The sequence below is a fragment of the Gilliamella sp. App2-1 genome, assembly GCF_001690255.1.
GTDB classification, from domain to species: Bacteria; Pseudomonadota; Gammaproteobacteria; order Enterobacterales; family Orbaceae; genus Gilliamella; species Gilliamella apicola_G.
The window spans coordinates 69777-91926 of sequence record NZ_LZGR01000022.1 but is presented as its reverse complement, the minus strand read 5'-3'; the positions used below and the strand labels follow the sequence as shown (position 1 = coordinate 91926).

Genomic DNA, 22150 nt, shown 5'->3' with positions numbered 1-22150 from the left:
ATTGGATCAAGCTACATATTTTATGCCTAAATACATAATTTAATAAATTTTTTATCAAAAATAGAAAAATAACCTATATAAAAAATATTACATCTAATTGTAAAAATGTAGGTTGAACTTATAAAAACTTAAATATTATTATTGAATATACCATTATTAGCTTCATTAATAACTACCATATAAGTTATTAGAAGATTGACTTATAAGTAATATTTATTTGACCAAAAACTGATTTTTAATTAACTTCACTTTTAATATAGGATTAAAGCCTATCCCTTCTTAACTTATAAAAGCGATGAATTAGAGGCAATGATATGTTATATAACCAGCATCATGAAAAAGATAACTGCGGATTTGGATTAATTGCTCACATTGAAGGACAACCAAGTCATAAAGTGGTGCGTACTGCAATTCACGGCTTAGCCAGAATGCAACACCGTGGCGCTATTTTATCTGATGGCAAAACTGGTGACGGTTGTGGTCTTTTATTGCAAAAACCCGATCGATTTTTTAAATTAGTAGCTCAAGATGCTGGCTGGCGTTTAGCAACTAATTATGCCGTTGGTATGTTATTTTTAAGCCAAGATGAAACCGAAGCACAAGCTAGCCGCGATATTGTCGAAGAAGAGTTAGCCAATGAAACCTTATCTATTTTAGGTTGGCGTGAAGTACCCATTGATAAAAGCGTACTTGGTGAAATTGCTTTATCTTCATTACCCAAAATCGAACAAGTCTTTGTTAATGCACCTGCTGGTTGGACTAAAATCGATTTAGAACGTCGCTTGTATATGGTACGTCGTCGAATTGAAAAACGGGTGAAAGACGATACATTTTATGTTTGTAGCTTCTCCAATCAGGTCAACATCTATAAAGGCTTATGTATGCCTAAAGATTTACCTCGATTCTATTTAGATTTAGCCGATATTCGCATGGAAACGGCTATTTGTTTATTTCATCAACGGTTCTCAACTAATACCGTGCCACGTTGGCCATTAGCGCAACCTTTTCGGCATCTGGCCCATAATGGTGAAATCAATACCATCGAAGGTAACCGCCAATGGGCAAAAGCGCGCTCATACAAATTTAAAACGCCACTCATTCCAGACTTACAAGATGCCGCACCGTTTGTTAATGTCACTGGATCCGATTCGAGTTCATTAGATAACATGCTAGAGCTATTCCTTGTTGGTGGAATGGATATTGTACGAGCGATGCGCCTGCTTGTCCCCCCTGCTTGGCAAAATAATCCTGACATGAACGAAGACCTGCGTGCCTTTTTCGATTTCAACTCAATGCATATGGAGCCTTGGGATGGGCCTGCTGGTATTGTGATGTCAGATGGACGTTATGCGGCATGTAATTTAGACCGTAATGGATTACGGCCTGCACGTTATGTGATAACGACAGACAAACTTATTACCTGCGCTTCTGAAATTGGTATTTGGGACTACCAACCTGATGAAGTCGTCACAAAAGGTCGTGTTGGTCCAGGTGAATTGTTAGTTATCGATACCGAAAAAGGTCGCATTTTACAATCGGCTGAAACAGACAACGATTTACAAAAACGTCATCCTTATAAAGAATGGATGGCAAAAAATGTTAAACAGCTAATCCCATTTGAAAACCTACCTGATGATAACATTGGTTCACGCAATTACGATGATACGTTACTTGCCACTTATCAGAAACAGTTTGGTTATAGCGCTGAAGAACTTGACCAGTGCATTCGTGTACTTGGTGAAAACGGTCAAGAAGCCACCGGTTCAATGGGTGATGATACCCCCTTTGCTGTATTATCAAGTAGACCTCGTTTAATTTATGATTATTTCCGCCAAAAATTTGCGCAGGTCACAAATCCACCTATCGATCCACTACGTGAAGCACACGTTATGTCGCTTTCAACCAGCATCGGCCGAGAAATGAATGTATTTGCCGAAGCAGAAGGTCAAGCTCATCGTGTTGCGTTCAAATCCCCAGTTTTGGTTTATTCAGATTTTAAGCAATTAACCGCGTTAGAATCACGTTATTACAAATCAGAAGCTTTAGATATCACTTATGAAATCGACGGTAGCTTGCACGATGCCATTGAACAATTATGTGGTGATGCCGAAGCAAAAGTTCGCAGTGGTACAGTCTTACTGATTTTATCAGATAAAAATATCGCGGCCGATCGCTTGCCAATTCCGGCACCAATGGCTGTTGGGGCTGTTCAGCAACGCTTAGTTGAAAAGAATTTACGTTGTGATGCCAATATCATTGTTGAAACGGCAAGTTGTCGTGATCCACATCAATTTGCAGTACTCCTTGGTTTTGGAGCAACAGCAATTTACCCTTATTTGGCCTATGAAACCTTAGGTCAAATGGTCGATAATGGCACGATAAATAAATCTTATCGTGAAGCAATTCTTAATTACCGCAATGGAATTAACAAAGGCCTATATAAAATCATGTCTAAAATGGGGATATCAACCGTTGCCTCTTACCGCTGCTCAAAACTGTTCGAAGCAGTTGGATTACATAAAGATGTGGTTGAACTTTGTTTTCAAGGTGTCACTAGCCGTATCAGTGGTGCGAATTTTGATGATTTTGCACAAGACCAATTTAACCTATCGAAAAGTGCATGGTTAAAAAGAAAACCATTAGAACAAGGCGGATTACTTAAATTTGTTCATGGTGGCGAATATCATGCTTATAACCCTGATGTGGTACAGTCACTACAACAAGCAGTCAATAATGGCAATTATGACGATTACAAACGTTATGCTGATATCGTCAATAATCGCCCTATTGCCACATTACGTGATTTATTAAAGCTCAATCCCCCTAAAGATGCAGCTATTCCACTGGAACAAGTCGAACCGGAAGAATCGCTATTCAAACGCTTTGACTCAGCCGCCATGTCAATTGGCGCGCTGAGCCCTGAAGCACACGAATCGCTTGCCGAAGCCATGAATACTCTCGGTGGTTTTTCAAACTCTGGTGAAGGCGGTGAAGATCCAGCTCGCTACAACACCATAAAAGTTTCACGCATAAAACAAGTTGCATCAGGCCGTTTTGGCGTAACGCCAAGTTACTTAATGAGTGCTGATGTTATCCAAATTAAAGTTGCTCAAGGTGCAAAACCGGGTGAAGGCGGTCAGCTACCCGGTGATAAAGTCACACCGTATATAGCAAAATTACGTTTTTCGGTGCCGGGTATTACATTGATTTCACCACCACCTCATCACGATATCTATTCAATTGAGGACTTGGCACAACTTATTTTTGATCTTAAACAGATTAACCCTAATGCCATGATTTCAGTAAAATTAGTATCTGAGCCGGGAGTTGGAACCATTGCAACTGGTGTTGCTAAAGCTTATGCTGACCTCATCACTATTTCTGGCTATGACGGGGGAACCGGTGCTAGCCCATTAACATCGGTCAAATATGCCGGTTCACCTTGGGAGCTTGGTCTGGTTGAAACACAACAATCGTTAGTCGCCAATGGGTTACGTCACAAAATCCGTCTACAAGTTGACGGTGGATTAAAAACCGGTACCGATATTGTCAAAGCAGCCATTTTAGGGGCGGAAAGCTTTGGATTTGGAACCGGGCCAATGGTCGCCTTGGGTTGTAAATATCTTCGTATTTGTCACCTTAATAACTGTGCAACAGGTGTTGCAACACAAGATGAAAAATTACGTGGCGAGCACTATCATGGCCTGCCTGAAAAAGCCATGAACTATTTCCGCTTTATTGCACGTAATACACGAGAAGTGATGGCAGAACTAGGCGTAGGTCGAATTGTCGATTTAATCGGACGGACTGATTTATTATTAGAACTTGATGGCATCACAGCGAAACAACAAAAACTGGATCTATCTGGACTGCTAAAAACCGCCACCCCACTCGAAGGCAAACCGGTTTACTGCATAGAAGATAACAAACCATTTGATAAAGGGGTACTGAATAAAGAGATTATTACGCAAGCACAACAATTTGTTGATAACCGTCAAAGCAAAAGCTTCTATTTTGACATTCAAAACACCGATCGCTCGGTTGGCACAAGCCTATCAGGCTATATTGCCCAAAAATATGGCAATCAAGGCTTAGTCACCGATCCGATCTCGCTAAACTTCAACGGCACGGCGGGGCAAAGTTTTGGTGTATGGAATGCCGGTGGCGTAGATCTAACCCTAACTGGCGATGCCAACGACTATGTTGGTAAAGGCATGGCTGGTGGTCGCATTGTCATTCGCCCACCGCAAGGCTCGGCATTTTTAAGTCATGAAGCGACCATCGCGGGCAACACCTGCTTATATGGCGCAACAGGTGGCAAATTATTTGCCGCAGGCCGAGCAGGTGAACGTTTTGCCGTACGTAATTCCGGCGCCATCAGCGTTGTTGAAGGCATTGGTGATAATGGATGTGAATATATGACAGGCGGTATTGTTTGTATACTTGGAAAAACGGGGGTTAACTTCGGTGCTGGCATGACAGGTGGGTTTGCTTATATCTTAGATGAAGATGGCGAACTACACAAACGCATCAATAAAGAGCTGGTCGAAATGCTAAACGTCGCAAATTACGCCATTCACGAAGAACACCTTCGCGGTTTAATTATGGAACATGCTCAACTAACCCACTCATCACGAGCCGAAAATATTTTGGCTAATTGGAACGATTTTGCTAAACAGTTTGTCCTAGTCAAACCAAAATCCAGTGATGTCAAAGCATTACTTGGACACCGCAGTCGCTCATCGGCAGAACTGCGCGTTCAAGCATAGTAAGGAGAACACGAAAATGAGTCAAAATGTTTATCAGTTTATCGATTTACAACGTGTTGATCCGCCTAAAAAATCGTTAAACATCCGCAAAATTGAATTTGTTGAAATTTATGAGGGCTTTTCTGCCTCGCAATCACAAGCACAAGCCGATCGTTGTCTGGCTTGTGGTAACCCTTATTGTGAATGGCGCTGCCCGGTACATAACTATATTCCCAATTGGTTAAAACTAGTTAACGAAGGTAAAATTCTAGAAGCGGTAGAACTCTCGCACCAAACCAATAGCCTGCCCGAAGTTTGTGGTCGAGTCTGTCCACAAGATCGCCTTTGTGAAGGCTCTTGCACCTTAAATGCCGAATTTGGAGCGGTTACCATTGGAAATATTGAACGTTATATTACTGATGAAGCCTTTAAAATGGGATGGAAACCCAACCTATCGAATGTCGAACAAACAGGGTTAAAAGTCGCCATTATTGGCGCAGGCCCAGCAGGCCTTGCCTGTGCTGATGTCTTAGTCCGCAATGGTGTAACACCTGTAGTATTTGACCGCCACCCTGAAATTGGCGGATTACTGACATTTGGTATCCCCGCTTTCAAATTAGACAAAGAAGTACTCATTAACCGACGTCGCATATTTACCGAAATGGGCATTGAATTTAGGCTAAATACTGAAGTGGGCAAAACCGTGCAATTAACCGACTTAATCAATGAATTTGATGCCATATTTGTTGGTGCAGGTACTTATCAATCAATGCGAGCAGGCCTTGAGAACGAAGATGCTAACGGTGTTTACGATGCACTGCCATTTTTAATCGCCAATACCAAACACCTCATGCAACATCAACAAACTCAAGATACGCCTTACATTGACATGAAAAATAAACGTGTGGTTGTGCTAGGTGGTGGTGATACCGCAATGGACTGTGTCCGAACTTCGATTCGTCAAGGTGCTACCGAAGTCACTTGTGCTTATCGCCGGGACGAAGCCAATATGCCTGGCTCAAAGCGAGAAGTAAAAAACGCCAAAGAAGAAGGTGCACAGTTTCAATTTAATGTACAACCACTAAGCATTGAAATTAACAGCGCTGGGCAAGTCACGGGCGTAAAAATGGTCCGAACCAAGCTTGGAGAGCCCGATACAAAAGGCCGACGTTCACCAGTCATAATTGAAGGTTCAGAATTTGTCCTACCGGCCGATGCAGTCTTGATGGCATTTGGGTTTAAGCCACATGCTATGCCGTGGCTGGAAGAACAAGGTGTTAATTTTGATGCACAAGGTCGAATCATTGCACCAGAAGCTAACGGTTACCAAACTAGTAATGCTAAAATCTTTGCTGGTGGCGATGCCGTTCGGGGGTCAGATTTAGTGGTAACAGCGATTAGTGAAGGGCGCAAAGCGGCAGAAGGCATCTTGGATTATTTAGAAGTTTAATCTTATATAATTTTAAGTTAACCATAAAGAACCACTTGTTTTAAATGGTTCTTTATGGTTCTATTTATTGTATTTTTATCCAAATCTTCAATAATAATCATTATTTTGTTTAAAATTTTCAGATAGGTAATTGTTTTATTCTAAAGTTTAGTTTATATCATTTTGATATATATTAAAAAACAACCATTCTGATGACATCGAAGTTAAAGAATTTATAAACTCATGCTACTCGTATCATCCATAATAGGAATAATAAAGTAGCTACGATTTAGCTTTTAGTTAAAACCTAAAAAATCTCTCAATTCAGATGGCTATGTGTTTAAATATAAAAATTAATTTTTAATATAGAGGATTTTTATTTTTTATCTGAAGGGGGAAAAGCTTTTGTTAATGTGATTAACATCAAAAACGTGCTACTCTTCAACTTTGTCATTCCATTTGCCCCACTAAAACTGGGGGGGCAACTTTTCTTTGGTTTATTTGACCTTAATTACTCCTAATCCATCCTACCGTTCAAGGATTAGGAGAGGCACGCTAAAAGCTAAGGATAAACGCATATCCCATTGTAATACCAGTCTGTACTGTTGTGACTAATCATACCATCATCCGATGAGACCATGAAATTGTTAATGCTATCCTTAGCATCATTTGTCCAGAAGTATAAAGTGAATCGATAATCTGGGTAGCTTAACAATCTACCCCACTCGCTAAGAAGGCTTGCACCAATCTGGCGTTGGTAATTGTTATTATTTGATGGCGGTGTGGCGCCAACTGAACCTTTGCAGAGTGCAACATTTCCATTAGAACAACTTGCGTTTGTAAGATCTTTTACTTGTGGAAAACGATATCCAAGACTTGTACACCAAATTGCTGTGTTGGCGACAGATTCGCTTTTATTTCCTCGGCTGACGAACCACTTCTGCAATACAAATCCATATTTTAACACCGTTTGACCATTACTATCTTTACCTTCTAACTCAAATGTCAGTGGTAAGGTGGGTTGTGGAATTTGATGAGGTTTATCATCGTTCCATTGGTCTCTTGCTTCAGGACCTGTTAGTGTAACCCGAACTCTAGTACCTCTTTTATTAGGAATCATGGAGGCGGTTATACCACCCTGTGTGACCGGTGGCCAAATTAACGGACCGCTCCCTACTATGTCTAAATAAAAATATAAACCATCTGCACCTGTGGTTGGAAAGTTACGGATGTAAGATGCGGATGTAGTAGATTGAGGAACAAACCCCTTTCTCGGTTCCCATATGTCAATAGGACCTTTGAAATCCTTCATTTCATCTATTGGCATATTATCAGTTTTTAGGTAGCAGATTGAAGCGGATGGTGTTGGGCTAATGTAATAAGTTGCAGTATTGTCTTCGAAAGTGCTGGTGTTAGGTGTACCATACTGTGTACTTAAACTGCTACCTGAGCTATGTAACTCCACTTTATAAGGTTTTTTATTATCACATACACTTACAACCTCATTGCGACTAACTTCTTTTCCTCTTTTATCTGTGATAGTAACCCTTAAACTACCTGTTGCGGTCACACCATTTACTCCCTGTCCATCCCCATCATCATCACCCCAGTAGTTATAAGGATCACCAATGAGTTCGCTTAAACTAATTGAATTCGTTGAACTTGGTACAAACATACTTATATCAGCAAAAGTCTCCCCTGCTCTAGGTAACACTACTGGTGTGAAAGGAGTGGATTGTTGTTTTGGTGTAATAGTTATGCCATCAGATAAGGTGATACTTAACAAACCATCTATATCATAAGCTTTGGTTATACCCCCATCCAACGTTAAATATGGCGCAGATCCCTGAATGATATTGGTGGTAGTGGCTGATAACGCCTGTAATTCCGATGAATGCGACAATAGTAACACTGACGCTAATGCTAAAGATGATTTAAATAATAAAAATGAGGTTAGTGAAAATATTCGGCTAAAATGATACTTTAAAAGATTCAACACATAACAATTCCATTCATCATGATATCGCATAACACCCTACCCACCAAGTGATCTTTTCTTTTCATTTCTCTTTTTTTCAGACTGACAGCTTGTAAAATGAGCTAGTTTTATTCTAATTGTCGAAAGTATAGCCGTTTAAAAAAATCTTGGCTAGCTTTTTTGTTAAGTTTTTGTAAAGTTTTGTTAATGGTGACTTTGATTAAGCTTTTAGGAACATCTTTAACTGTTTAAAAGTTTTGTTTTTTGTTAAATAAGGGAAATAAAAAAGAAAATCAATGAATTACCAAATTTTTTTATGAGATATAAGTCTAATTTTTGATGGTGGTGGATAAAATTAGTTGGGCGCATGGGATTTGATCGTTTTAAGTTTTCCTGATAAAAAATAGCTATGATTATTGTGTTCAATTTAAGGGATTTTGTGCTAAATTGCCTAAAAACTCCAAAAACGGCTACACAATTTGGCCTTAGTAGCTTTTCACCTTCATTCGGTCTTAATACATCGACTATGATTTGTTCCTGACAAAGCATACATTTCTGTTTAGAGTACTATCTTATTCAATTGTCGACACATTTCGATACTGGACAAATGGCAATAATAACCTTTACCTTTAAATGTTGTAAAATTTGGTGTGTTTCTCTATAAAAAATGATCAGGTAGGTAATTGATTTTATTGGTTTTTTATTTTGGCGTTTTTAGTAAAATCATGTGATTATATAGTGTGTTAGAGCAATTTAGCTTTAGTCAACGACTAAAAACTTTGTAAAAAATCTTCAGGTAACTATACGTTTAAGCATAAAAATAATAGCTTGATTACATTTAATACTCTTTATAAGAGATAATTTATATTAAAAACAAAGTCAATCGATAGCTATTATTTTCAATTACAAGATTTTGTGCCTGTGCATGTTTGTTGCTTTAACAACTAGTTATGAATAAATAATTATTATTAGTTAGACAAGAATAATATCGGTTTTGATGTGTAAAGTAGTAATAGCATAGCCCCAAAGATTCGAGGCTATCACACGACAAATTTAGAAATAGTTTAATTTGTAGTAGCTATAAATAAACCACATGTGTACCTTCTTCAGGTTGAAAGGTGGCTTTGCCAAATTCATCTAAGAAATACGCAATATGATCGGCTTTATCGCCCACTAAACGCCCTTTTACTTTGTTCCATGTCATGAGCACTATCATAGAATTAGGTTCACAGCAAATTAACATCGGTTGTTCAAACTCTTCATTCCAATAAAATTCTCCACCGTATAATTTATGGGCGGTAAGTAATAAATAACATCCGTATTCTTGTGAGATCATGTTGAGTTGTTCTTCTGATATGCTGAAGTTCTTTTCAGCCAGTTCACTCATGATCATTTCAACAACAGTAATGCTTTTTTCTGAGTAATCGAGCTGGTTAATGCTCCATGTTGGACTATTTAATATCGCATTTTGTGCCCATGCTTCGATCTCTTGATACAGTTCATTTTTTGGTTCAGTCATTTTTATCCACTTCGCTATTGAGTTTAATCTGTTCTAATTGTTTAACACTTTGCCATGCGTCTTCCATTTGTTCAAGTGTTGCATCAGTCAAAGACAGATTTTTTTGTTTAAGTATCGCTTCTACTTGCTGAAATCGCCGAATAAATTTTTTATTAGCTTGCTGTAAACAGAGTTCAGATTCAACCTTTAAATGCCTAGCTAAATTGACGGTAGCAAACAATAAATCGCCTAACTCTTCTTCAATTTTTTGTGGATCTTGTTTGGTTCGCACTAACTCTTGCTCAACCTCACCAAGCTCCTCTTTAACTTTATCAAGCACGGATTTTATATCATGCCAATCAAAACCAACTGAGGTACAACGTTTTTGAATTTTTTCAGCTTGCATTAAAGCCGGTATTGCTTGGGGAATATCATCAAGCAATGAGTATTGTGCTTTTTGATCGCGTTCTTTTTGTTTAAGTTGTTCCCAGCTAGGTTTTTCAGACTTATTTTCGGTAAAAATATGCGGATGACGACAAACTAACTTATCAGCAACCGCTAAACAAACTTCATCTAAATCAAAGCTTCCTTGTTCTTGGGCTAAATCAGCATAAAAGACAATATGAAACAATAAATCGCCAAGTTCTTTTTTTAGCTCCTCCATATCTTGTTTATCAATTGCATCAAGCACTTCATACGTTTCTTCTAGTGTATATGATTTTAAAGACGAAAAAGTTTGAACTCGATCCCATTCGCAACCATTAATTGGATCGCGTAGTTGTTTGGTAATAGTCTGTAATCGCTGCAATTTGTTCAAAATACCCCCCATAAATAAGTCATTAGTTAGCATCATTGTAAATGATTTCGTTGTAAAACGATTGTTTTTTAAACATTAATTTCAATATATTTTGGTGTTATTGGTAATTATTTCACCAAAACAACGATGAAAAGTGGCAAATACAAGGCTATTTAAGGAACTTCTAGCCGATAAAAGCGAATTAAGTATATAATACCCTCCTATTAAATTAACTTTAGTAAAAATATGAATAATTTACGTGAACTTACTTTAAGAGGTACCATCCTTGGTGCTTTTATTACTGTCATTTTTACTGCATCGAATGTTTATCTTGGTTTAAAAGTTGGATTAACATTTTCATCAGCAATTCCAGCTGCAGTGATTTCAATGGCAATATTAAAATTGTTTTCGGGGTCAACTATTTTAGAAAATAACATGGTGCAAACTCAAGCATCAGCAGCTGGTACATTATCTTCAATTATTTTTGTGCTTCCTGGTTTGTTAATGATTGGTTACTGGCAAGACTTTCCCTTTTGGCTAACCTTTGCAATATGCGCCGCTGGTGGGATGCTTGGGGTTTTATTTTCAATTCCATTGCGTCATGTCATGGTAGTTAAAAGTAATTTACCTTACCCTGAGGGTGTAGCCGCCGCTGAAATTTTAAAGGCAGGCTCTAAAACAAATAATAATGAAGCTAATGATGGTTTAAAAGATATTTTATTTGGTGGTATTATTGCTTCTATTGTTAGCCTATTTACTAATGGTTTTCGTGCGTTATCTGAAAGTACAGCTTATTGGTTTACCGCTGGCAAATCCATTTTTCAACTGCCTATGGGATTCTCTTTAGCTTTACTGAGTGCTGGTTATTTAATAGGGATTATGTCTGGTATTGCTATTTTAATTGGTACCATTATTGGCTGGGGATTTGGCATCCCAATTTTAAGTGCAATTACTGATTATGATACCAGTCAACCTTTATCTGAAATTGCTATGGCATTTTGGGCAAAAGATATCCGCTTTATTGGTGCGGGGGTAATCGCTATTGCTGCGGTTTGGACATTACTTATGTTAATAAAACCGATGACTGAAGGATTAAAAATCTCATTTAAAAGTATGCGTTCAGATGTGTCAGTAAATGATATCGCACTAACCGAACGAGATTTATCACCAAAAGCCATTTTATTAATCATGGGCGGTATGGTAGTTATTTTACTCGCCACTTTTTATTCATTTATTGCTGATAGTGGATTATCAGCAGATGTAGCTTGGGCATTAGTTTTTTGCGCTGTACTATTTGCTTTTATTATGGGCTTTTTAGTGGCTGCTGCTTGTGGTTATATGGCAGGGCTTGTTGGCTCATCAGCGAGCCCAATATCAGGTATTGCAATTGTTGCTGTAGTTGTCATTTCATTAATCTTATTAGGTTTAGGCGAAATCAATGGGATGCTAGTTTCTGTCGAAAGTTCCAATTTTGCAACAGCTCTTGCACTTTTTACAACTAGCGTTGTTTTGGCAATAGCTTGTATTTCAAATGATAATTTGCAAGACCTAAAAACAGGCTATTTGGTTAATGCAACGCCATGGAAACAACAAGTGGCATTATTACTTGGCTGTGTTGTTGGTGCGATTGTTATTGCGCCTATTTTAGAAATTTTATATAACGCTTACGGCTTTACCGGTGCTTTGCCGCGTCCAGATATGGATGCAACTCAAGTTTTAGCTGCGCCACAAGCAACGCTCATGACAACAATAGCTAAAGGCATCTTTGCACATCAACTTGACTGGACGATGATTTTAATAGGGCTTATTTTAGGTGCTATTATTATCATTATTGATTTAATTCTAGCCAAAAATAAATCTAAATTTCGCATACCCGCACTCGCTGTTGGTTTAGGAATTTATTTACCACCAAGCATCACTACACCGATTTTTATCGGCACTTTATTATCATGGATAATTAAACGTAATGCTTACAAAAAAGCCAAAGCACAAAATTTAGATCCAGAAGAGCAATTCAAAAAAGTTGATCGGAAAGCGGCATTAATTGCATCTGGATTGATTGTTGGTGAAAGCTTAGTAGGTGTTTTATTAGCTATTGTGATTGTGATTAGCATTACCAATGGCGGAAATGATGCTCCACTTGCAATACCGGTCGATTTAGGAGTGTTACCTGAACTTTTAGGCCTCTTTGTTTTTGTTGGTATATGTATATTTTTTATTCGTCGTGCATTATCGGCAATAAAAAAATAGTCCTGTGAATAATTAAATTTAAGCCCTTTCCGTTTTAACAAAGGGCTTTTTTATTTAAATTGATTGTTTTATAACGTTCCTAATTTTGGATGATTAAAACAATTTTTTATTAACCTATTTTACGTTGAATAATAGCCAAAAATATCATGATAGTTTTTGATTCAATCCAAGTGCGCCGAGGCGTTAACTTGCTTTTAGATAATGCATCAGCAACCATTAATCCTCAACAAAAAGTGGGGTTAGTAGGTAAAAATGGTTGCGGAAAATCGACGCTCTTTTCACTGATTAAAGGTGAAATTCAAGCTGATGCTGGCACGTTAAATATACCATCGCAATGGCAACTCGCTTGGGTCAATCAAGAAACACCCGCATTAGATATCCCTGCGATTGAATATGCCATTGATGGTGATCGTGAATATCGTCAATTAGAAAAACAATTAGATATTGCCAATCAGCAAAATAATGGTCAGCAAATTGCGATTATTCATGAAAAGCTTGATACCATTGATGCTTGGACAATTCGCGCTCGAGCCGCAACGCTACTACATGGACTAGGATTTTCTAATGAACAATTAATGTTACCGGTTAAGTCCTATTCTGGTGGTTGGCGGATGCGATTAAATTTGGCTCAGGCATTAATGTGTCGTTCTGATTTATTACTGCTTGATGAACCAACCAATCACCTTGATTTAGATGCCGTGATTTGGCTTGAAAAATGGTTAAGTAACTATCCGGGAACTTTGATTTTAATCTCTCACGATCGTGATTTTTTGGATCCATTAGTCAATAAAATTATTCATATTGAGCAAAAGAGTTTATTTGAATATACGGGCAATTATTCCTCCTTTGAGATCCAACGTTCAACTAAACTTGCTCAACAACAGTCGCTTTATGAAAGCCAACAACTCAAAGTTGCACACTTGCAAAATTATATCGATCGCTTTAGAGCCAAAGCAACAAAAGCTAAACAGGCACAAAGCCGTATAAAAATGTTAGAAAGAATGGAGCTAATTGCACCTGCGCATGTTGATAATCCATTTCATTTTAATTTTAAGCCATCAGAATTCTTACCAAGCCCTTTGTTAATGATGGACAAAGTCGTCGCGGGTTACGATGATAAAATTATACTAGAAAAAATTAAGCTTAATTTAGTTCCCGGTTCGCGCATTGGCTTATTAGGGCGCAATGGTGCGGGGAAATCAACACTGATTAAATTACTCGCCGGAGAACTTGCACCTAAGAAAGGACATATTAATCTCGCTAAAGGTGTTAAATTAGGCTATTTTGCTCAACATCAATTAGAATATCTACGCCCTGATGAATCACCACTTTGGCATTTAACGCAACTTGCCGAACCGAAAAATACAGAGCAAGAACTGCGTAATTATTTAGGTGGATTTGATTTTCAAGGCGATAAAGTCACCGAGCCAGTTAAAACTTTCTCGGGTGGTGAAAAGGCGCGACTTGTTTTAGCCTTAATTGTCTGGCAAAAACCGAATCTTCTTTTATTAGACGAACCAACTAACCATTTAGATTTAGATATGCGACAAGCGTTGACTGAAGCGCTAATTGATTTTGACGGTGCATTAGTCGTAGTTTCGCATGATCGTCACTTATTGCGATCTACAACTGATGAATTTTATCTGGTTCATAATCAACAAGTCATGCCATTTGAGGGAGATCTTGATGATTATCAAAAATGGTTAGCCGAAGCACAAAAAAATGATAACCAATCAAATGACGACATAAATTCACAAAAAAAAGAAAATACAAGTAACATATCAGCTCAAGATCGTAAAGAGCAAAAACGCAAGCAAGCTGAATTACGCGCACAAATGCAGCCAATAAAAAAACAGTTACAAAAAGAAGAACAGATGCTTGATAAATTAACCAATCAATTAAAACAAATTGAAGAACAATTGTCAGATCCTGCAATCTATGACGCGAGCAAAAAAAACGAACTTACAACTTTGTTACTAGAGCAAAGCCAACTTAAAAATCAATTAGAAGAAACAGAACTACAATGGTTAGAATTGCAACAACAGCTGGAGTCGTTTAACTTAGATTAAATTGATCATTTCGATTAAGAGGCTTTAGGTAATGGCTATCCATTGTCTATAAGCCAGCTATTTAAATTCATAGGTTATCCTCGCCAATGTTATCGACGATATCATAGATATACATTTTTGCCTGTTCAAAATCATATCCCTCAATACCAAAAACGGATGTGCAAGATATCATACCTTCAAGTATTAACATAATTAGGCAAGATGCTTGTTCACATGATTTTGTGCCTCCTAGACATTCAAAAATCCTATCTTGAATCCATTTTTTATGTTCACTAACAATAGCGCATATTTCTTCACTTTTATTGTTATATTCAGACTTAGCTCGTACAAACATGCAACCACGGTAATTATCATTCTTAAACCATTTTATATGCCATGAAATAATTGCATTGATTTTGTCTTTTTTCTCAGAAAAAACAGCGATAACATCTGTAAGTGATTTTTTAAAAAAATCATTCCGCTTAAGTAACACTTTACTTACAAGCCCATTTTTGTCACCAAAATATTTATATAATGTTCTTTTTGATACACCTGCATTTTCTGCAACAAGCTCTAAACTAACAGGATGATAACCATATTCATTAAACAGCGATTCAGCCGCAACAAGTATCGTATCAACAATTTCAGGCTTCAATTTCATTTTTTATTATTTGTAATTGCTAGAATATTTTTGATTCTATCACAACAACTCTAATATAGTTAATTATAAATAATATTTGACCTTTATAGTTAATAAATATACATTAAGTAAACAATATCGTTTACTTAATGCGATTGCTAGTTTTATTAAAATCCCACATTAACCAAACAGGAGAGATTTATGCTAGAAAAATTAAAAGGAAGAGAGGTGATGCCGCCTAAACCTCACGCAGTAGCTATATTGAGAGGATTTATTGGGGGTGCTTTAGGGATTTTGACTTTGCTCGTAATCACTCAGTGGGGAGGTACATTAGCAATTATGGCTCCATTTGGCGCAACATGCGTCTTGTTATTTGCTGTACCTAAATCTCCATTAGCACAACCAAGAAGTGTAATCGGAGGGCATTTTATTTCGTCTTTTATAGGTGTGTTGTTCATTAATTTATTTAGTAATGGAATTATACCGATAGCATTAGCAGTTGGGACATCTATCGCATTGATGCAGTTACTACGTGTAGTTCACGCTCCAGCTGGTGCAAACCCTATTCTAATCATGATGTCCGGAATTACTGACTATTCATTCTTGATAACACCAGTACTTATAGGTTCGGTTTTATTAGTCATGGTTGCTTTAATAGTTAATAATATAGGAATCGAAGCACGTTGGCCTAACTATTGGTTGGGATATCACTTTGATATGGGTAAAAGAATAAAAAAATCTAAAAAAGAATAGATTGCCTGTATTATATTAATAATAAATTAAATTATGATCCTATAGTGGTTTTATCTACCTTGGCGACTCACTTTAATAAAATATATTAGAAATAGATCTATTATTCTCAAATTCTCGAAAGGCATTATATTTATTTTATAAAAAGAAAGCCACAAGATAGACTCTTGTGGCTTTCTAAAAGATACTGCTAATTCAGTGAAAAAAACTATATCAAAAGATTAGCTCTTTTCAACTTGACTAAAATCTAGCTCTACAGGAGTTGAGCGTCCAAAAATAGAAACCGATACTTTTAAGCGATTTTTTTCGTAGTCAACTTCTTCCACAACACCGTTAAAGTCAGCAAATGGACCTTCATTAACACGAACAAGCTCACCCGGTTCAAATAATGTTTTAGGACGTGGTTTATCACCAACTTGCTGTAGACGATTCATGATTGCATCAACTTCACGTTGGCTAATAGGTGCTGGTCTATCCGAAGTACCACCAATAAAGCCCATTGTTCTTGGTACACTTTTCACTAAATGCCAAGTTGCATCATTCATCATCATTTCAACTAATACATAACCAGGGAAAAATTTACGTTCACTTTTACGACGTTGACCACTTTTCATTTCAACAACTTCTTCGGTTGGCACTAATACTTCACCGAATGCATCTTCCATATTATGCAATTTGATATATTCACGTAATGATTGTGCAACACGCGCTTCGTAACCAGAATAAGCTTGAATAACATACCATCGTTTTTGTTGTGTTTCGCTCATATTAACGCCCTATTGATGTTAAATAAAAGATTATTGAACGGAATAAAGAATCCATTCCCCAAAGTGCTAAACCAACAATAACTGTGATAGCTGCAATCAGTAAAGTTGTTTGTGCCGTTTTTTTACGAGTTGGCCATACAACTTTTCTTAACTCTTTTCTAGATTCTTGTAAAAAGAACAAAAATGATTTACCTTTGTTTGTTGTGATCGCTATGAGCAAAGTTAACAGCGAAGTCACAATAACAGCAATAATCCGAACGATTGTATTAGGTTGATATATATCATTAGGTCCAGCAAAATAAAAATTTCCCCAAACAACAAACACAATCAACACTAGAACTAAACACCACTTAAATTTGTCCAGAATAGTATTTGTATCTTGACTCTCGTTACTTACTAGCATATAAAACCTATGATTATCTTATTTATAGTAATATCTATTTTCCAAAATGCTCTTTTAATAAAAACATTTTGCTAAACAGACTAGATAAGAAAGGGCATCTAATGACACCCTTTCTATGGCCCGATAAGGCTTAATTAAATTACTTAATAACTTTAGCAACAACACCAGCACCAACAGTACGACCACCTTCACGAATCGCAAAACGTAAACCTTCAGCCATCGCGATTGGGTGAATTAATGATACTGTCATTTTGATGTTATCACCAGGCATGACCATTTCTACACCTTCTGGTAATTCGATAGTACCTGTTACGTCTGTTGTACGGAAGTAGAACTGTGGACGGTAACCTTTGAAGAATGGTGTATGACGACCACCTTCATCTTTGCTTAAGATATACACTTCTGATTCAAAATCAGTATGTGGAGTGATTGAACCTGGTTTTGCAAGTACTTGACCACGTTCGATTTCTTCACGTTTTGTACCACGTAGTAATACACCAACGTTTTCACCCGCACGACCTTCGTCAAGTAATTTACGGAACATTTCAACACCAGTACAAGTTGTTTTAGCAGTTGGTTTGATACCAACAATTTCAACTTCTTCACCGACTTTAATTACACCGCGCTCAACACGACCAGTTACTACTGTACCACGACCTGAAATTGAGAATACGTCTTCAATTGGTAATAAGAATGGTTTGTCGATATCACGCTCTGGTTCTGGAATATAGCTATCTAATGCTTCAGCTAATTCAACAATTTTGTCTTCCCATGCTGCTTCGCCTTCTAACGCTTTAAGTGCAGAACCACGAATAACTGGTGTGTCATCACCTGGGAAATCATATTGAGATAGAAGCTCACGTACTTCCATTTCAACTAATTCTAATAACTCTTCGTCATCAACCATATCGCATTTGTTTAAGAATACGATGATGTAAGGAACACCTACTTGACGACCTAAAAGAATGTGCTCACGAGTTTGTGGCATAGGTCCATCAGTTGCTGCTACGACTAAGATAGCACCGTCCATTTGTGCCGCACCAGTGATCATGTTTTTAACATAGTCAGCATGGCCCGGGCAGTCTACGTGTGCGTAGTGGCGAGTTGGTGTATCGTATTCAACGTGTGAAGTGTTGATGGTGATACCACGTGCTTTTTCTTCTGGTGCGTTATCGATTTGATCGAATGCACGTGCTTGACCGCCGTATTTTTTAGCAAGTACTGAAGTAATTGCTGCAGTCAAAGTTGTTTTACCATGGTCAACGTGGCCGATTGTACCAACGTTAACGTGGGGTTTTGTACGTTCAAATTTTTCTTTAGACATCGATTGTCCCTCAAATGTAATACAAATCGGTGGTAATTCACCACATTAACCAAGTATTATATTTAATATCAATACAATACTAACTTAAAATTAGCTCTGAATAATAACAGATAAAGCTATCTAGTGACAAGCATTAAAGCAGGCAAATTCGATATTCTTAGAAGTTTAGGAAAATACAAGAATGGTGCTGATAGGCAGATTTGAACTGCCGACCTCACCCTTACCAAGGGTGCGCTCTACCAACTGAGCTATATCAGCAATTGGAGCGGGCAGCGGGAATCGAACCCGCATCATCAGCTTGGAAGGCTGAGGTAATAGCCATTATACGATGCCCGCATGTTCAAACTCGGCTACCTAAATGCTTCAATTAGCTATTGCTAATATTAGATGATGGTGGTGGGGGAAGGATTCGAACCTTCGAAGTGTGACACGGCAGATTTACAGTCTGCTCCCTTTGGCCGCTCGGGAACCCCACCCCGAATCTTTATAAATTTGTCTACTTAGGAAAATGGTGCCGGCTGCCGGAATCGAACTGGCGACCTACTGATTACAAGTCAGTTGCTCTACCTACTGAGCTAAGCCGGCCTAAGTGCTGCGCATTATGAACTAGAACATTTAACCTTGCAAGCAAAAAAAACAAATTTTATTTTGTTTGATTAAAAAAAAATCAAAAACATAAAAAAGACCTGAAATTCAAACTATTTCAGGTCTTTTTTTAATCAAAATATAAATTTATATTATTTCTTTTTAGTTAGTTTTTTTAGATGTCTCCACACCTTTTGCTGCGGTATGTACAGCAACGTCCTCACTAATATCTCCTTTATCCTGATATGCACGACCATAATAAGTATCAAGCAGAATTTGTTTTAACTCTGCAATTAAAGGATAACGAGGATTTGCCCCTGTACATTGGTCATCAAAAGCATCAACTGCCAATTGATCAACCTGTGCTAAGAAAGTGTTTTCATCGACTCCAAATTCCTTAATTGAAAATGGGATATCAAGATCTTTTCTAAGTTGATCTAACCAAGCAATTAATTTCTCGACTTTCATCTCATCTTTATCAGTAGCTGCGGTTAAACCTAAATGATCAGCAACTTCTGCATAACGGATAATTGCTTTAGGATAACCATATTGGCTAAATGTGCCTTGCTTAGTTGGTTTGTCAGTTGCATTAAAACGCACCACATTACTAATTAACATCGCATTTGCCACACCATGTGGAATATGAAAAGCTGCACCAATTTTATGCGCCATGGAGTGACAAACGCCAAGGAATGCCTGAGCAAAAGCAACACCGGCTAATGTTGCTGCACTATGCACTTTTTCTCGGGCAACAGGATTTTTAGCACCTTCCCGATAACTTGTAGGTAGATAAGTTTTAAGTATGCTTAGAGCTTGTAATGCTTGTCCATCAGAAAACTCACTAGCCATAACTGATACATAGGCCTCTAATGCATGGGTCACGGCATCATAACCACCAGCAGCACAGAGCGAGCGAGGCATATTCATCACTAAATTAGCATCAACAATAGCCATGTGTGGCGTAATTGCATAATCGGCTAATGGATATTTTTGCCCCGTTGCATCATCAGTAACCACAGCAAATGGCGTCACTTCAGAACCCGTACCTGATGTCGTTGTTACACAAATTAATTTTGCTTTTTGACCCATATTTGGGAAATGGCAAGCACGTTTACGGATATCCATAAAGCGCAATGCTAATTCTTCGAATTTGGTTTCAGGATGCTCATATAAAACCCACATGATTTTAGCTGCATCCATTGGTGAACCACCGCCTAAAGCGATAATGGTATCCGGTTGGAATGCTTGCATTGAGTCGGTACCTTTACGGACAACACTTAATGTTGGATCTGCTTCAACATCAAAGAAAGTTTCGCAAATCACACCTTGTGCTTCTAATTGATCAGTGATTTGTTGTGAATAACCGTTGTTAAATAGGAATTTATCCGTTACTAAAAATACGCGTTTTGCGCCTTGCTCAACCACTTCACTTAAAGCAACAGGTAATGAGCCACGTTTAAAATAGATAGAACTTGGTAGTTTATGCCATAACATATTTTCTGCTCTCTTAGCGATTGTTTTCTTATTAATTAAGTGTTTCGGTCCAACATTTTCAGAAACTGAGTTTCCACCCCAAGAGCCACATCCTAAAGTTAAAGATGGCGCTAAATCAAAATTATACAAATCACCAATACCACCATGGGCCGCTGGTTGATTAATTAAAATACGGCAAGTTTTCATTTTACTACCAAAGTAAGCAATACGTTCACGGTTGCTATCTTGATCAGTATAAAGAACAGAAGTATGTCCCAGCCCCCCCATTTCAACCAACCTTTCTGCTTTATCAACAGCCTCATAAAAATCTTTCGCTTTAAACATAGCAAGCGTTGGTGAAAGTTTTTCATGAGCAAATGGCTCAGATAAATCGACTTTACTCACTTCACCAACAAGGACTTTTGAACCAGCAGGCACTTTAAGACCAGCCATTTCAGCAATTTTTGTTGCTGGTTGACCAACAATATTGGCATTTAATGCACCTTTATCGTTTAAAATGATGCCTTGCACTGCTTGTGTTTCTTTAGCATTTAAAACATATGCACCATATTGGGTTAATAAACGACGCACTTCGTCATAAACAGAATCAACCACGACAATTGCTTGTTCTGAGGCACAAATCATACCATTATCAAATGTTTTGGACATAAGTACTGAAGCTACTGCTCGTTTTAAATCTGCTGTTTCGTCAATAATAACAGGTGTATTACCTGCTCCGACACCTAATGCTGGTTTACCAGAGCTATAAGCGGCTTTCACCATACCTGGTCCACCGGTTGCTAAAATAGCAGCCACATCATCATGGTGCATTAGCGCATTAGATAACTCAATAGATGGTTCATCAATCCAGCCAATAATATCTTTTGGTGCACCCGCTTTAACGGCAGCATCTAACACAATTCGAGCAGCTTCAATAGTTGATTTTTTAGCACGAGGATGAGGAGAAAAGACAATTGCATTGCGGGTTTTTAAACTAATTAATGATTTAAAAATCGCCGTTGAAGTTGGATTGGTAGTTGGAACAATTCCACAAATAATACCAAGTGGTTCCGCTATTGTAATAGTACCAAATGGTTCATTTTCAGCCACTATACCACAAGTCTTATCATGACGATATTTGTTTAAAATGTATTCAGCGGCAAAAAGGTTCTTTATGACTTTATCTTCAACTATCCCCATTCCAGACTCCGCAACAGCTTGCTGTGCGAGTGGGATACGTGCTGCAGCTGCGGCTGTCGCGGCTGCCACAAAGATTTTGTCGACTTGCTCTTGAGTATAAGTTGAATAAGTTTCTTGTGCCTTCTTGACACGCGCCATTAACTCATTTAACTCATTCATGTTAGTTACTGCCATAGATTTCTCCTTGAAATAAAAAAATAAATCGGGATCCGTTTGGCGTCTTCCTTGAAACTATTTAATGCTTAAGCATATTAACAAAAC

Annotated in this window: 13 protein-coding genes and 4 tRNA genes; 5 read left to right on the top strand and 12 right to left on the bottom strand. The window is 37.8% G+C overall.

The features are described from left to right. The first annotated feature begins 314 nt into the window (after positions 1-314). Together gltB and A9G22_RS03040 are read left to right on the top strand one after the other, a co-directional pair. Entirely contained in the window at positions 315-4769 is a 4455-nt protein-coding gene (gltB, locus tag A9G22_RS03045; protein WP_065587504.1) for a glutamate synthase large subunit, read from the top strand. Positions 4770-4785: 16 nt separating this feature from the next. Beyond that, on the top strand, positions 4786-6198 hold the full coding sequence (locus A9G22_RS03040; RefSeq protein WP_065587503.1) for an FAD-dependent oxidoreductase: 1413 nt from the start codon (positions 4786-4788) through the stop codon (positions 6196-6198). Positions 6199-6739: 541 nt separating this feature from the next. Here A9G22_RS03040 and A9G22_RS03035 read toward each other — a convergent pair. The 3 genes from A9G22_RS03035 to mazG form a co-directional block, all read right to left on the bottom strand. Beyond that, entirely contained in the window at positions 6740-8206 is a 1467-nt protein-coding gene (locus A9G22_RS03035; RefSeq protein ID WP_141669953.1) for a hypothetical protein, read from the bottom strand. A gap of 1027 nt (positions 8207-9233) precedes the next feature. Beyond that, the gene (locus A9G22_RS03030) at positions 9234-9674 is read right to left on the bottom strand and encodes a hypothetical protein (RefSeq protein ID WP_065587501.1); all 441 of its coding nucleotides are present in this window, start codon (positions 9672-9674) and stop codon (positions 9234-9236) included. Continuing rightward, positions 9667-10470 carry a nucleoside triphosphate pyrophosphohydrolase gene (mazG, locus tag A9G22_RS03025; protein WP_218058725.1) on the bottom strand — a complete coding sequence of 268 codons (804 nt, stop codon included), beginning with the start codon at positions 10468-10470 and terminating at the stop codon, positions 9667-9669. Before mazG ends, A9G22_RS03030 begins: the two co-directional genes overlap by 8 nt. A gap of 225 nt (positions 10471-10695) precedes the next feature. Here mazG and A9G22_RS03020 point away from each other — a divergent pair, with 225 nt between their 5' ends. Both A9G22_RS03020 and A9G22_RS03015 read left to right on the top strand, forming a co-directional pair. After that, entirely contained in the window at positions 10696-12699 is a 2004-nt protein-coding gene (locus tag A9G22_RS03020) for an OPT family oligopeptide transporter (protein WP_075508336.1), read from the top strand. A gap of 146 nt (positions 12700-12845) precedes the next feature. Then, entirely contained in the window at positions 12846-14768 is a 1923-nt protein-coding gene (locus A9G22_RS03015) for an ABC transporter ATP-binding protein (protein WP_075508335.1), read from the top strand. Between the two features lie 67 nt (positions 14769-14835). Here A9G22_RS03015 and A9G22_RS03010 read toward each other — a convergent pair whose 3' ends face one another. Then, a complete protein-coding gene (locus A9G22_RS03010; protein ID WP_075508334.1) occupies positions 14836-15408 on the bottom strand; it encodes a TetR/AcrR family transcriptional regulator in 573 nt (190 codons plus the stop codon). A 180-nt stretch (positions 15409-15588) separates the two neighbouring features. Between A9G22_RS03010 and A9G22_RS03005 the strand changes: the two genes are divergently transcribed. After that, positions 15589-16140 carry an HPP family protein gene (locus tag A9G22_RS03005; protein WP_065587497.1) on the top strand — a complete coding sequence of 184 codons (552 nt, stop codon included), beginning with the start codon at positions 15589-15591 and terminating at the stop codon, positions 16138-16140. A gap of 218 nt (positions 16141-16358) precedes the next feature. On the opposite strand, the gene nusG is transcribed toward A9G22_RS03005, so the two are convergent. From nusG to adhE, 8 genes are all read right to left on the bottom strand, one after another. Next, positions 16359-16904 (bottom strand): transcription termination/antitermination protein NusG, encoded by a 546-nt coding sequence (nusG, locus tag A9G22_RS03000; RefSeq protein WP_065587496.1) that lies wholly within the window; start codon positions 16902-16904, stop codon positions 16359-16361. Between the two features lies 1 nt (position 16905). Continuing rightward, positions 16906-17238 (bottom strand): preprotein translocase subunit SecE, encoded by a 333-nt coding sequence (gene secE, locus A9G22_RS02995; RefSeq protein WP_176700216.1) that lies wholly within the window; start codon positions 17236-17238, stop codon positions 16906-16908. A gap of 208 nt (positions 17239-17446) precedes the next feature. Then, the gene (gene tuf, locus A9G22_RS02990) at positions 17447-18631 is read right to left on the bottom strand and encodes an elongation factor Tu (protein WP_065586329.1); all 1185 of its coding nucleotides are present in this window, start codon (positions 18629-18631) and stop codon (positions 17447-17449) included. A 182-nt stretch (positions 18632-18813) separates the two neighbouring features. After that, positions 18814-18889: transfer RNA gene (locus tag A9G22_RS02985), tRNA-Thr, on the bottom strand. A 3-nt stretch (positions 18890-18892) separates the two neighbouring features. Continuing rightward, positions 18893-18967 (bottom strand) — tRNA-Gly (locus tag A9G22_RS02980). Between the two features lie 55 nt (positions 18968-19022). Then, a tRNA-Tyr gene (locus A9G22_RS02975) sits at positions 19023-19107 on the bottom strand. Positions 19108-19140: 33 nt separating this feature from the next. Further along, positions 19141-19216: transfer RNA gene (locus tag A9G22_RS02970), tRNA-Thr, on the bottom strand. A gap of 162 nt (positions 19217-19378) precedes the next feature. Continuing rightward, positions 19379-22063, bottom strand: a complete 2685-nt coding sequence (gene adhE / locus A9G22_RS02965; RefSeq protein WP_065587199.1) for a bifunctional acetaldehyde-CoA/alcohol dehydrogenase — start codon at positions 22061-22063, stop codon at positions 19379-19381. Positions 22064-22150 lie beyond the last annotated feature (87 nt).

Bases quoted from the DNA above. Each gene is read 5' to 3' on its own strand.
- A9G22_RS03040 (WP_065587503.1), top strand. From the start codon at position 4,786: ATGAGTCAAAATGTTTATCAGTTTATCGATTTACAACGTGTTGATCCG.
- A9G22_RS03010 (WP_075508334.1), bottom strand. From the start codon at position 15,408: ATGAAATTGAAGCCTGAAATTGTTGATACGATACTTGTTGCGGCTGAA.
- gltB (WP_065587504.1), top strand. From the start codon at position 315: ATGTTATATAACCAGCATCATGAAAAAGATAACTGCGGATTTGGATTA.
- A9G22_RS03015 (WP_075508335.1), top strand. From the start codon at position 12,846: ATGATAGTTTTTGATTCAATCCAAGTGCGCCGAGGCGTTAACTTGCTT.
- A9G22_RS03020 (WP_075508336.1), top strand. From the start codon at position 10,696: ATGAATAATTTACGTGAACTTACTTTAAGAGGTACCATCCTTGGTGCT.
- adhE (WP_065587199.1), bottom strand. From the start codon at position 22,063: ATGGCAGTAACTAACATGAATGAGTTAAATGAGTTAATGGCGCGTGTC.
- A9G22_RS03030 (WP_065587501.1), bottom strand. From the start codon at position 9,674: ATGACTGAACCAAAAAATGAACTGTATCAAGAGATCGAAGCATGGGCA.
- tuf (WP_065586329.1), bottom strand. From the start codon at position 18,631: ATGTCTAAAGAAAAATTTGAACGTACAAAACCCCACGTTAACGTTGGT.
- A9G22_RS03005 (WP_065587497.1), top strand. From the start codon at position 15,589: ATGCTAGAAAAATTAAAAGGAAGAGAGGTGATGCCGCCTAAACCTCAC.
- nusG (WP_065587496.1), bottom strand. From the start codon at position 16,904: ATGAGCGAAACACAACAAAAACGATGGTATGTTATTCAAGCTTATTCT.
- A9G22_RS03035 (WP_141669953.1), bottom strand. From the start codon at position 8,206: ATGCGATATCATGATGAATGGAATTGTTATGTGTTGAATCTTTTAAAG.